General features: G+C 74.9%; 11 protein-coding genes. 9 read left to right on the top strand and 2 right to left on the bottom strand.

The window, feature by feature from the left end:
* Positions 1–9: 9 nt before the first annotated feature.
* Together IE182_RS09590 and IE182_RS09585 are read left to right on the top strand one after the other, a co-directional pair.
* On the top strand, positions 10–417 hold the full coding sequence (locus IE182_RS09590) for a hypothetical protein (RefSeq protein ID WP_229844685.1): 408 nt from the start codon (positions 10–12) through the stop codon (positions 415–417).
* Positions 414–590, top strand: a complete 177-nt coding sequence (locus IE182_RS09585; protein ID WP_190109271.1) for a DUF6760 family protein — start codon at positions 414–416, stop codon at positions 588–590. The genes IE182_RS09590 and IE182_RS09585 overlap by 4 nt, the downstream gene beginning before the upstream one ends.
* 200 nt (positions 591–790) lie before the next feature.
* Here IE182_RS09585 and IE182_RS09580 read toward each other — a convergent pair whose 3' ends face one another.
* Both IE182_RS09580 and IE182_RS09575 read right to left on the bottom strand, forming a co-directional pair.
* On the bottom strand, positions 791–949 hold the full coding sequence (locus tag IE182_RS09580; RefSeq protein WP_190109270.1) for a hypothetical protein: 159 nt from the start codon (positions 947–949) through the stop codon (positions 791–793).
* Between the two features lie 1,278 nt (positions 950–2,227).
* Complete coding sequence (locus tag IE182_RS09575) at positions 2,228–2,371, bottom strand: hypothetical protein (protein WP_190109269.1); 144 nt, start codon at positions 2,369–2,371, stop codon at positions 2,228–2,230.
* A gap of 157 nt (positions 2,372–2,528) precedes the next feature.
* Between IE182_RS09575 and IE182_RS09570 the strand changes: the two genes are divergently transcribed.
* From IE182_RS09570 to IE182_RS09540, 7 genes are all read left to right on the top strand, one after another.
* A complete protein-coding gene (locus tag IE182_RS09570) occupies positions 2,529–2,960 on the top strand; it encodes a phage tail protein (RefSeq protein ID WP_190109268.1) in 432 nt (143 codons plus the stop codon).
* A 62-nt stretch (positions 2,961–3,022) separates the two neighbouring features.
* Positions 3,023–3,814, top strand: coding sequence for a CIS tube protein (locus IE182_RS09565; RefSeq protein ID WP_190109267.1), 792 nt, complete (start codon positions 3,023–3,025; stop codon positions 3,812–3,814).
* Complete coding sequence (locus IE182_RS09560) at positions 3,811–5,607, top strand: VgrG-related protein (protein ID WP_190109266.1); 1,797 nt, start codon at positions 3,811–3,813, stop codon at positions 5,605–5,607. Before IE182_RS09565 ends, IE182_RS09560 begins: the two co-directional genes overlap by 4 nt.
* Before the next feature lie 212 nt (positions 5,608–5,819).
* Positions 5,820–6,200, top strand: a complete 381-nt coding sequence (locus IE182_RS09555; protein WP_190109449.1) for a GPW/gp25 family protein — start codon at positions 5,820–5,822, stop codon at positions 6,198–6,200.
* A gap of 56 nt (positions 6,201–6,256) precedes the next feature.
* Positions 6,257–8,377, top strand: a complete 2,121-nt coding sequence (locus tag IE182_RS09550) for a baseplate J/gp47 family protein (RefSeq protein WP_190109265.1) — start codon at positions 6,257–6,259, stop codon at positions 8,375–8,377.
* 82 nt (positions 8,378–8,459) lie between these two features.
* Positions 8,460–8,981, top strand: a complete 522-nt coding sequence (locus IE182_RS09545; protein WP_190109264.1) for a phage tail protein — start codon at positions 8,460–8,462, stop codon at positions 8,979–8,981.
* An 87-nt stretch (positions 8,982–9,068) separates the two neighbouring features.
* On the top strand, positions 9,069–12,317 hold the full coding sequence (locus tag IE182_RS09540; RefSeq protein WP_190109263.1) for a putative baseplate assembly protein: 3,249 nt from the start codon (positions 9,069–9,071) through the stop codon (positions 12,315–12,317).
* Positions 12,318–12,320 lie beyond the last annotated feature (3 nt).

The following is a 12,320-nucleotide window of genomic DNA, read 5'->3' as shown; positions in this document are numbered from 1 at the left end:
CGAGCACCCATGGGAGGGAGCAGCGGCATGCAGCAGCACGCCCCGGAGCTGCGCACCGAGTTCGACTTCGTGCTGCCCCACGGCTACGTGGACAGCGACGGTACCGTCCACCGCCAGGGCAGGATGCGTCTGGCCACCGCGCGGGACGAGCTGTCCCCGCTGATCGACCAGCGGGTCCGTGCGAACCCCGCGTACCTGGGCATCGTGCTGCTCAGCCTGGTCATCACCCGGCTGGGGACCATCACGGACGTGCACGCCGAGGTGGTCGAACAGCTCTTCGCCGCAGACCTGGCCTACCTCCAGGACTTCTACCGGGAGATCAACGGGCTCGGTGCCGACGACCAGGCGGTCGCCTGCCCGTCCTGCGGCAAACAGTTCGCGGTCCCGGCGGGCGGTAGCCGCCTGGGGGAATCGTGACGCACTCCGCGCACCGCCTGCGGGAGGAAGTCGCCTACGTCGCCTACCACTTCCACTGGGCGCACCACGACATCCTCGGCCTCCCGCACGCGGAGCGGCGCGCGTGGGTGCGGGAAATCGCGCGGATCAACACCTCGCTCACCCGGAGCGGGACGGGAGGAGCGGAACGGTGAAAGCCGCACGCTTCCTCCTTACCCGCCCCTTCCGGCGCCGTTCCCGCTGCCGGCCCGGAACCACAACCACGACCACGACCGTCCGGTTCGCCGTGGGGGCCTCGGACCGAGTCGTGCCGGTGGCGGCACTCGTCCGACTGCCCCGGCCGCCGTCCGTCGGGCTGTCCGCGTTCCGGGAGGGGCTCGCGGCCTGGAGTCCGTCACCGGCCGTCGCCCTGCCGCGTCGGCTGCTGCCCCGTGCCGTACCGCTCGGCGGCCGGGGCGTTCTCGCCCGTCCCGCACCCGGCGTCTCCCACCCGGGGCGGCACGGCCGGTGGGAGGCGCTGCCGTTCGCGGTTCCCCTGGTCCTCGCCAACCATGCCGGCATGAATCTGCCGGGGCACGGCGATGCCATGCCGTACCCCGGTGGGGCGAGCCACGCGGGCGGCGGTTCCGGCGCGAGGCCCGTGCACATGACACGAGCGGGGGCCCCGGCAGGTGACACCCCCACCGCTGTCGCGCGCGTGTCCCAGGGGGCCGCTGCCCTGGCCGTACGCCTTCTGGGCAAACGGGGGAGACCGGTACGCGTCGATGCGCCCTCACCGCCCGCGCCCTGTGGCACGGTCCACGCACCTTCCGTACGGGAGCCGGTGACCGCACCTCCGGCCCCGGCCCCCGCAGCTGGTGAGCCCGGAGAGGAACAGTTCCAGTGGACCGCCCGGCAGGACACGGGAGCGGAGTCGCTCCAGGGTCACCCGGAGCTGCAGCCGCACGCGGACCCGACGCCGACGCCTGCGTCTGCGGAACATCGGCCCGCGACGCCGCGACGTGCCCTGCCCGCCACGGCTCCTGCCCACGACGGCCACGTCCCCGGTGGTTCCTCGGACGTACAGGAGAACGCGGGGCGGGCCGGGCGGAACGTCGCGACTCCCGTGTCTCCGCCCACACTGCTGCGGAGGCCCGCCTTCGCCCGCGTCTTCCACCCGTTCACCGGTACATGGAGAACCAGTACTTCCGACAGGGACGCGGCCCACCCAGCCGCTTCCAGCGATCCCCCCGCACAAGCCGGCCCCCGTTCCCGGGGCAGCGCCCCGCTCCTCGCCCACCGCTCCGGCAGCCCCGAAGCGGCCGGAGCAGCCTCCGTCGCGCCCGCAGGTGCCGACGGGCCCCGTATCGCCCCGGACCGGGCCACTCCGCCCCGAGGCCGGCAACAGCCCTCCGCGTCTTCCGCAGCACCGGCCTTCCCCTTCGGGCCTGCCGACGTCCCCCCTCATCACCTCCGCCTCCACCTCGCCGGCGCTTCCACCCCCGTACCGGGGCGCCGAACGGTCCGCGCACCCGTACCCAGCGGCAGTCCCACCCCGTGTGCTCCGCTGTCCCCTCCCTCCGGACGGCCGGACACTGCCGAGCCCCCCACCCGCCCCTTGCGAACACCCGGCGCGGAGCTGCGGGTTCCGGAGTTCGGTCTCGGGCCGGCGATGCCCCAGGTGCCCGCGACGGCCATACCTCTGCCGCCGCCGTCCCGGCAGGACGGGCACGGCCCCGGGAACGGACCTGGGCGCGGACCCGGCCTGCCGGAACGCGACCGGCCGGCGCCGGACCGTGAAGCCCGCGCTCCTGCACCATCCGCCCGCCCCGCGCCGGATCGTGCCCAGCCGTCACCGCACCCGCCGGCCGCGGTACGGCAGCCCGGACCGCCCCCGGTCGCTGCCGGACCCGATCCGGCCGAGCTCGCACGGCAGATCGCGCACCGCCACACCGACCTGCTCGCACGGGCGCTCCTCCCGGTGATGGAGCGCCACCGCACGCCGCCGTGGCCCTTCGCCCGACCGGAACCGTGGCGAGGCCACCCCCCGCGCTGACCCGTCCGACGACCGCAACCGGCTCACGCCCTGGCGATCGCCCCTGATGACCGCCCCTGACGACCGCCCCTGACGACCGCCCGTGGAGCACCTGCCCATGCCAGACCAGCCGTTCGCCGTCAGCTCCCTCTTCCAGCTGTCCATCGGCGACCACGCCATGGGCTCCTTCACCTCGTGCGAGGGCCTCGGCTGCGCCATGGACGTCGAGGAGCGGTGCGAGGGCGGCGCCAACGGGCACGTCTGGCACCTGCCCACCCGCCTGCGCTACTCCAACATCGTGCTGAGCAGGCCCCTGAGCCGGCAGACCACGCTGGTGTGGGACTGGCTCCGGCGGCAGGTGCACGAGCCGGCGCGCATGCCGGGCCGGCTGGTCGTCCTCGGGCCGGACCGCAAGCCCCTGGTCACGTGGCTGCTCGACGGCGTGCTGCCGGTCCGCTGGACGGGGCCCAGCCTCGACGCCGAGCAGTCCCAGCCGGCGCGCGAAACCCTGGAGCTCGCCCACAACGGGTTCTTGGAGGTCACCGCCTGAAGCCGGTGACCCCGGAGCCACCCGCTCCCCGTTCCTCCACCCCGCACCACCGGAAGGACCACATGCCCGCCCTGCCCGTCAGGGGTGCGCCGGTACGCGCCACCCTGGTGATCCACGACCCGCCGGCCGGCACCGGGAACACCCCGGGCCGCGAACGCGACCGGATCAGGCTGCACTTCAACCCCGACCGGATCTCCGTGCGGAAGCAGGCACGCTGGGACCGCAGCAGCGGACCGTCCAACGCCGCGGCGGCCCCCGCCCAGTTCGTCGCCGCACAGCCGCGCACCATGACCCTCGACGTCTTCCTGGACGCCCCCGGCGGCCGGGGAGGGGTCCAGCGGGAGGTCGAGAAGCTGCTGGCGTGCTGCAGTCCCACCGCGCGCAGCACGACGGAGAGACCGGCCTCCGCCCCCTGGGTCCGGCTGGAGTGGGGACGGTCGCTCAGCACGGCGTTCCTCGCGCTGGTGACGGAGGTCAGCGCCACCTACACGCGGTTCGACGCCGACGGCACCCCGTTGCGCGCGGAATGCACGCTGAACCTTGAGGAGGCCGGCGGGGCCACGCCCCGGCAGAACCCGACCTCGGGTGCCGACGGTCCGGTCGGCACGCACCGGGTGGCGGCGGGCGACACCCTGCCGTCGGTCGCCTGGTCCGCCTACGGCGACCCCGCGCGCTGGCGTGTCGTGGCCCGGGCGAATGACATCGACGACCCCGAACGCCTGGTCCTGGGCAGTGTGCTCGTCCTGCCCCCGGTGGAGGAGGTCCCACCGGGGGCAGGGGTTCCCTCGGTGGGGGACATGCCGGGGTCCCCGCCCCCGGCCGTGCCTGCCGCCGTGCCGGGAGGCTCCTGGTGACGGAACGGGCGTACGCCGCCGAGCCGGTGCTCGCCTTCGCGGGCGTCCCCTTGCCGGAGACGTGGAGCGAGCAACTGGTGGCCGCCGCCGTGGAGTCCGCGACGAACCTGCCGTCGACCGCGTACGTGCGCTTCCGGGACCCGCAGCACCGGCTGCTGGCCGCGGCCCGCATCAAGGTCGGGTGCGCGCTGACCGTCTCGGTGGCGGCGGCCCGCCACCGCACCCGCACGGTGGTGTTCGACGGGGAGGTCACCGCGCTGGAGACCGAAGTGGACGCGGACGGCAGCTTCACCGCCGTCCACGCCGCCGACCGCGGACACCGGCTGATGCGGGGCCGCAGGGTGGCCGCGTACGTGGACAGCACCGTCGCTGAGGTCGCGGCCCGGGCGGCGGCGCGGCACGGGCTGCGCACCGGGCGGGTCGAGGCCGACGGCACCCGCGTTCCCCATCTGGCCCAGCCCAATCTGACCGACTGGGAGCTGCTCGCCCACCTCGCCGACCAACAGGGCCTGCACCTGACGGCCGAGGGCGCGGTCCTGGAGATGCGGCGCCTGCCGCCCGCCACGGCGGCCCCCGGCACCGGCGCCGACCGCAGCCCCTACGTCCTCCAATACGGCGTCAATCTGCTGTCCCTCCGGGCGGCGGTGTCCTCCACCCGGCAGGTCGGCGAGGTGGAGGTGCGCGGCTGGGACGCGGTGGCCAAAGCACCTGTCGTGGGCAAGGCCCCGGCCACCGGCAGCAACCGGCTGCGGTTGGGCACCACACCGGGCGAGCTGGCCGCGGCGTTCGGCGGGCAGAGCGGGCCGGGGCTGCTGCTGGTGTCGGGCCGTCCGTACACGACAGCCCGGCAGGTGCAGGCCGCGGCACGCGCGCTCGCCGACGAGACGGCGGCCGGCACGGGCGAGCTGGAGGCGACGGTGGCGGGCACCCCGCAACTGCGCGCCGGGGTGGCGGTGTCGGTGAACGGCACGGGGGCGCCGTTCTCCGGGCAGTACGTCCTCACCTCCTGTCGGCACACCTTCGACGGGAACCACGGCTACCTCACCCAGGTGCGCGTGGGAGCCCTTCCGCCGCCGGTGGTGCCGCACCCACCGCCGCTGTGCGTGGCGGGCGTGGCCGTCGGGGTGGTGACGGACATCAGGGAACCCGGTCAGGGCCAGCGGGGCGCTGTGCGGCTGCGCCTGCCCTGGCTGTCGCAGGACTACGTCACGGACTGGGTGCGCACCCTCCAGTGGGGCGGCACGGGCGGGGGCGGGGTGATCAGCCCGGAGGCCGGCGACGAGGTGCTGGTGGGCTTCGAGCACGGGCGGCTGGACCGCCCCTACGTACTCGGCGGTCTCTACAACGGCAAGGACGCGCCCACCGACCACGCCCTGCCCCTGGTCGACTCCGGCACCGGCCGGGTCAACCGGCGGTCGGTGGCCTCCCGTGCCGGCGACCGGCTGGAGCTGCTCACCGCCCCCAAGGGCGGTCCCCAGGGCGTGCGTCTGCTGTCCGGCGACGGCAAGGTGACGGCACACCTGGACCGCGCCGGGACCGCGGTCCGCCTGCGCGCCGGCGGTCCCGGCAAGACCGTACGGGCCGAGCTGGACGGGCGCGGCTCGACCGTCACCATCGACGCCGGGCCTGACGGCACGGTGGTGCTCAAGGCGGGCACCGTGCGGGTGGAGGCGAAGAAGCCGGGCGGCGGCGTGGTCATCACCGGCTCCCGCGTCTGTGTCGAGAGCACCGGCGAGCTGTCCCTCAAGGGAGCCACCACCCGCATCACAGGACTGCCCGTGAAGATCAACTGACTCCGGCGGTTCCCCACTCCGTATCGCCGACCGCCTCTTTCCCATCGCCTCTTTCTTCCACTTCCTGTTTCCCGCCGCCTGTTCTCTCCACCGCCCTGGGAGGCGCCACCGTGCAGCACACCAGCGTCACTGCCGCGGACCCGGGCGCCCCTGAGGCCGTGGTCACCCTCGGGACCCCCGCCCGGGCCCCCGGCGGCAGCCTCGCCGACGTCATCGGTGCGGGCTGGGCCCATCCCGGCGCACTCACCGCCGACGGGCGGGTCGCTCTGGTGTCCGGCGACGAGGAGGTCCGGCAGGCCATCGCCCTGATCCTGGGCACGGTCCCCGGGGAGCGGCCGATGCGTCCCGAGTTCGGCTGCGGCATCCACCGCCTGGTCTTCGAACCGCTCGACGCCGGCACCGTGGCCCGTGCCGACGCGGCGGTGCGACAGGCGCTGGAGCGCTGGGAACCCCGGATCGAACTCGACGACCTGCTGTTCAGCACGGACGCCGAACGGGCCGGCGTGCTCTACATCGACGTCCGCTACCGGCTCAGGGCCACCAACGAGCCGCGCAACCTCGTCTTCCCCTTCTACACGCTGCCGCCGGGCTGACGCCCCGGACGGCGGCACGAACGACCCAGTGGCCAGAGGCCCGAGAGAGGAGCGGTATGCGGCACCTGTCCGTCCCGGACCTGGACGACCTGCGCTTCCAGCCCTTGGTGGACGCCGCCAAGCGCGCGCTGCCGCGACGCGCTCCGGGCTGGACGGACCACAACGTCTCCGACCCGGGTGTCACCCTGCTGGAGGCGTGCGCCCAGCGTGTGGACGCGCTGCTGTACCGGACGGCCCGGATGACACCGCGTGTGCGCGACAGGCTGCTGGCGCTGACGGGGCTCGCCCCGGTGCCGGCCACGCCCTGCCGCGTGCGGGTCGTCCTCACCCGGGCCGCCTCCGGCGGTGGCGTGGAAGTCCGCGAGGGCACCCGGCTGATCGCGCGGGGCACGCCGGACGTGGTGGTGCGGACGGCGGCAGCGGTCACGGTCCCCGCGAGCGGGTCCGTCACGGTCGAGGCAGTGGAGGAGCCGCAACGCGTCGACGAGCGGATCGGCGTCTCCGACCACACGCCCGGGCAGCGCTTCCGCCCGTCCCGCCGCCCCTGGCACCCGCTCGCCCCGGCCGCGGCGCCCCCTGCCTCGCCCCTCCGCACGGTGACCGTCGGCGGCAGACCGTGGGCGCCGGTGCACAACTTCACGGAGGCGACCGGCTCCACGACCGAGTGCTATTGGTGGGACGCCGCCGCCGGTGAGGTGGTGTTCGGCCCGGCCGTACCGTTCGCCGCCGGACAGGAGCAGCTCGGCGCGGTCCCCCCGGCCGGCGCCGAGATCCGCGCGGTGTACGAGGCGCACCGGGGCACCGTGGGCGACCTGCCCGCGGGCACCCCGCTGCGTCCGGCGGACGCCGGGCGCCACGACCTGCTGCGGGCCGCGGTGGACCGCACCCTGGCGGCGGGGCAGGACGCGGAGGACTGGCGGCAGGTCCTGGACCGCGCGGCCCTCGGCCTGGCCCTTCTGTGCCGGGCGGTCACCGTGGCCGACTACGAACGGCTCCTTCTGGAACACGCGGACCTGGTCGTCAGGGGACGGATCACCACGGCTGCCCGCCCGGAGGACACCCGCGTACCGGGCGGACTGTCGGTCCCGGACCGCCCCGCCCGGGTCTCGGCGTCGGCGGTCGCCGTCCGTGCCCCCGAAGTCGTCGTTCACTACCGGCCCGGCGCCGACGGCCGGATCACGCATGTGCGGTTGCCCCTGGAAGGCGGGCACGGCCCCGACGTCATGACGCCGCGGGAGGACGAGGGGGACTCGCCGCCGGAGTTCGCCCGCAGCCGGCTCGACGCCGTGCTGTGGCTCGACGAGGACCGGCCGCGGCTGTGGTTCTCGGGAGACCGCTGCGCGTGGAGCCGCACGGGGCCGAAGCCGCTCAAGGACGTCTTCCCCGGGCTGCCCGCCGAGTTCCACGCGGGCGTCGACGCGGCCGCTGCCCTCCCCGTGGGCATGGGCATGGGGGCGGGCGACACGTACGAGGTCTTCCTCTTCCGGGGCGACGCACTCTTCCACCGCCGTTTCACGTACCGCAACGACGGCTCGTTCGAACCGGCCGGCGACCGGGGGATGCGGTCGCTGATCGCCGAGTCGTTCCCGGCGCTCTCCCCGCGGCTGCACCGCTCGCTCGACGCCGTGGTCGTCCTCGACGAGGTCTTCTACTGCCTGAAGGACGACAGGACCGAACCGGCCCTGTGGCGCCGGGAGGACGCCGCACTGCGCGCCCTCGTGATGCCGCGACTGCCCGACGACGGGGAACCGGTCCCCGAGGACGCGCTGAAGGTGCCCCGGCCCGTGCTGCACCAGGCCCGGGCGGTCCTCGACGGCGCCCGGCTCCTCGGGGAGCGGCTGAGCCTGGGACCGCCCGACTACCGTGCCTTCACCGCCAGGGCGACGGTACGGCCCTGGGCGGGCACCAGCCGGGAGGACACCCGGCGGGCCGCCCGGCGCGCCCTGGTGCGGTACTTCCACCCCGGCCGGGGCGGGCCCGACGGCGACGGCTGGCCCTGGGGCCGTCCCGTCCTGCCGGGCGACGTCTTCGCGGCGCTGGAGACCGTGCCGGAGGTCCGTGCGGTCGACACGGTCGCGGTCATCGACGCCGACGGATTCGAACAGACCGCTGTACCGGTGCCCGAGAGCGGTCTGCCGTGGCTGCGCGAGGCCCGGATCACCGTCACCACCGGCTGAATGCACCGCCGGCCGAAGTCCCCCGGGCTCACGCCCAGGACCGAAGGCACCCCGGCTCACCACCAGGAGGGACACCGCACCCATGCCCGACTCACCGTCCGCCGTACGGCCCGTGGCGCTGCCCGCGCTGTACGCCCATGACACGGTGGCGAAGGCGTTCGCCACCGGCATCGGTGCCGCGCTCGCCCCCGCCGAGGACCGGCTCGACCGTCTGCACGAGGTCTTCGACCCCTGGCAGGCACCGCCCGCCTTCCTCGACTGGCTGGCCCGGCTCACCGGCGCCCGCACCGAGCCGGACTGGACCGAACGGCAGCGGCGCGCCGCCATCGCCCTCGCCCCATGGCTCGCGGCACACCGGGGCACGCCCCGCGCGCTGCGACGGGAGGCGAAGGAGATCTACGGCTGGGATCTGGACATCGCCGAACCCGGCGGGGTCTTCACCGGTGAACAGCGGCCCCCGGAGGGCCGGATGCTCACCGTCACCCTGAAGGCCCGGCAGGGCGAGGACCGGGCCACCCTCACGCACCGGCTCACCCGGCTCGTCCTCGCGCACCGCCCGGCCCACCTGCCGTTCCAGGTCGTGGTCACGCCTCCGCCCGGCTGAACCACCCGAACCCGGTGCCCGGGAACGGCACCGCAGCCGTCCCGCCCATGACCCGAGCCAGCCCGACCAGAGAAAGGCCGTCCCGCCATGACGCTGCCGACCCCCGACATCGACGGGCGCGGCCGCGCGGACATCACCGGTGCCGCGGCAGCCGCCGTGCGCGCCCTGCTGCCGGCATGGACCGGGCAGGACCGCGCCGATCCCGGCCACGCGCTGATCGAGTGCTGCGCCGACATGACCGGGGCCCTGCGCGACCGGCTCAACGGATGTCCCGACCGGCACCGGCTGGAGCTGCTGCGGATGCTGGGAGTCCACCCCCACCGCGCCGCGCCGGCCCGGGCCGAGGTGGTCTTCCAGCTCGCCGCGCCCTCCCCGGAACCCGTGCCGGTCCCCGCCGGCGTCGAGGTGTCCACCCGCCCCGTCCGCGAGGACGAGGAGCCGGTCGTCTTCAGCACGGTGACCGACGCGCTGGTGAACCCCTGCGTCCTCATCACCGCCGGGGATTTCACCCAGACGGGAGCCACGGACGGCGCGGTGGAGGGCTCACTGGCCGCGTTCGGCCCGGGGCAGCCGGACACCGTCGAGCCGCGCGGTCTGCCCTTCGCCGGGCCTCCGTACCACCTCAACCTTCCCTGGTTCGGGGACTTCTCGTCCGGTACGGGCGGCGACGAACCGCCCGAGCCCGGCGCCGACGGCGTCCTCGTCGTCCTGTCGGTGCCCGTTCCGGACACCCGGATCACCGTGGACCTCGCCTTCCCGCTCCCCGACGCACCCGCGTGGCAGGACCCCACCGGGGCTCCGGACGGTGAGGACGGTGAGGACGGTGAGGCGGTCTGGGAGGCGTGGCAGGGCTCCGACTGGGTGCCGTGCCGGACGGTGACGAGGACCGCGGGCGCGGACGGAGCCGTACGCGTCACCCTGGAACTCCCCGCGAACCACGCCCCCACCGAGCTGCGGCTGCACCTGTTCCGTCCCGGCGCTCCCGCTGTGCCCTGGCGGCTGCGCGACGTCGGGCTGCTCCGGCGCAGGAGCACCTGGGAACCCGGCCCCGCGGAAGTCCTGCTGCAGCCGGTCCTCACCGCCAAGGTGCCCGTGGTGCAGGCCCTGCTGGTCCGCGACGAGCACCTGGGCAGGGCCCTGGGCGTCCCGGGCGAGCGCCTGCGCTTCACGCACCCGCCGCTGCGGCCCGCGGCCGACACCCTGGCCGTGGAGGCCGTCACCGGCACCGGCACCCTGCGGTGGGTCCATGTGCCGTCCCTGGCCGGATCCGGCCCCCACGACCGGCACTTCACCCTTGACCCCCGCACCTGGGAGGCGGTGTTCGCGCCCGTCACCCGTACGGCCCGGGGCCCGCGACGGCACGGGGCGCCCCTGCCGCCGGGCGCCACCGTCCGCGCCCCGCGCTACCTGACCGGCGGTGGCGCCCGCGGCAACGTACCGGCCCGCACCATCACCGCACTGCGTACCCCGCTGCCGTACGTCGCCGCCGTCACCAACCCCGCACCCGCCACCGGGGGAACGGAGGCGGAGACCCCCGAGGCGTACGCGCGGCGGCTGCCACTGGGCTCGCCGGTTCCCGAACGTGCCGTCACCCCGCACGACTACGAGGAACTGGCGCTGGCCGCCTCGGCGGGGATGGCCCGCATCCACCTCGTCGGTGACGCCGACGACGCCCTGGACCCGGCGCACAACTACCGCATGCCCGTACCGGCCAGGACGCAGGTACGGTTCCGGCTGGAACCCGGTGTCACCTCCGTCCCCGGCAAGACCCGGGTCAGGACCGAGGACGGGAAGGTCTTCACCACGCACGGCACCGCCTCCCGGGGCGCCGTCCGCCCGGCGGACCTGGCACGGCTCACCCTCGATCCGGCCGCCACCGCGGCGCACGACCTGTTCACGGCCGGGGACTTCCTGACGCACGGGCCGGTGAGCGGACCGTTCCGCACGGGCGGCGGGCTCGTGCTCGCCCTCGTCCACGTACCCGCGGAGGTGGACCTCAAGGAACTGACCCTGTGGGTGAAGCCGAACCGTGCCGTGGCCGCGGGCGAGCGGATGGCCCTCTCCCTCTTCCTTCCCCGCACCGGCGTCCCCTGGTGGAACCCCGAGGCACCGGCCGCCTACGCCTCCGCACCAGCCGCCAGCATCACCCTGGGCGGGAAGTCGGCTGCCCTGGCACACCCCCTGCCCCTCGCCGGTTCCCCCCGCTGGCGCCCGGACAGCGACCGCCCCGCCGACCGGCCCCAGGACGCCGTCAAGGTGAGGGGGAAGAACTACCCCGGCGCCGGCGGCTCCTGGCTCGCGCTCCAGATCCGCGATCCGAAAGGCAACGACAAGACGACGTACACGGTCCACCTCGACGACGGGACCACCGGCCCGGTGCGCGCCGACCAATACGTCACGAAAAAAGCCGGACCGGTGCCACACGGAGGCGAGCCGGGGGAGTCCATCGCCCTGATGGAGGGCAGACTCGGCGAGCTGCCGAAGGTGCTCGTGGGCGGCGAGCCCTGGGAACCCCGGACGTCCTTCGCCGCGTCGGACAAGCACAGCAAGCACGTCGTGATCAACGCCGCCACCGGGCAGGTGCACTTCGGCCCGGAGATCAGGGAGGCCGGACGGTCCGTCCGGCACGGAGAGGTTCCCGCCAAGGGAACCCCGGTCACGGTCACCTCCTACAACAGCACCCTGGGCCGCCTGGGCAACGGCATTCCCAAGGACCGGATCCGCGTCGTGGACCCACCCGTCCACGGCGTCCGGGCGGTGTGGAACACCGAGGAGTCCTCCGGCGGTGACGACGGCTACACCGATACCAGCGGCGGCACCTTCCAGGTGGGCGTACGGCTGCTCGTCGTGCCGTACGTCACCGCGGACGACCGCGGCTGGTTCCCGTTCCACATGCTGACGCCCGGCCAGGACGCCTGCGACGTGCTGCGGCGTGCGCTGCGCGCCCGGCAGCCCGCGGGAGTACCGGTGTGGCTGGACACCCCCGACTACCAGGGCATCCGTGTCGAAGCCCATGTGGTGCCCACCGACTACCGCACCACGGCGGAACGGGCGGCGCTCGCCGCGGCGGCGGAACGCGCGCTGTACCGGTGGTTCAGCCCCGTGGACGGTGGACCGGACGGCACCGGCTGGCCGCTGGGGCGGCCCGTGCACGCCGGCGAGCCCTACCGGGTGCTGGAACGCGTACCGGGAGTGGCACGTGTCGCCTCCCTGCGCCTGTTCGAGGCCGATCCGCGCAGCGGGCGGCCCACGGGGGAGGTCGCCGTGGTGCCGTGCGGTGACCGCCAGACCGTGTACTGCGTCGCGCACCGCGTGACGGTGGCCGAGACGCCGTGAGAG

The organism is Streptomyces cinnamoneus, from assembly GCF_014650495.1.
Taxonomy (GTDB): Bacteria; Actinomycetota; Actinomycetes; order Streptomycetales; family Streptomycetaceae; genus Streptomyces; species Streptomyces cinnamoneus.
This window is presented reverse-complemented; position numbering and strand designations above follow the sequence as displayed.

Excerpts from the sequence above, each read along its gene's own strand:
- IE182_RS09590 (WP_229844685.1), top strand. The coding sequence starts at position 10 with ATGGGAGGGAGCAGCGGCATGCAGCAGCACGCCCCGGAGCTGCGCACC.
- IE182_RS09580 (WP_190109270.1), bottom strand. The coding sequence starts at position 949 with ATGGTTGGCGAGGACCAGGGGAACCGCGAACGGCAGCGCCTCCCACCG.
- IE182_RS09570 (WP_190109268.1), top strand. The coding sequence starts at position 2,529 with ATGCCAGACCAGCCGTTCGCCGTCAGCTCCCTCTTCCAGCTGTCCATC.
- IE182_RS09565 (WP_190109267.1), top strand. The coding sequence starts at position 3,023 with ATGCCCGCCCTGCCCGTCAGGGGTGCGCCGGTACGCGCCACCCTGGTG.
- IE182_RS09550 (WP_190109265.1), top strand. The coding sequence starts at position 6,257 with ATGCGGCACCTGTCCGTCCCGGACCTGGACGACCTGCGCTTCCAGCCC.
- IE182_RS09545 (WP_190109264.1), top strand. The coding sequence starts at position 8,460 with ATGCCCGACTCACCGTCCGCCGTACGGCCCGTGGCGCTGCCCGCGCTG.
- IE182_RS09540 (WP_190109263.1), top strand. The coding sequence starts at position 9,069 with ATGACGCTGCCGACCCCCGACATCGACGGGCGCGGCCGCGCGGACATC.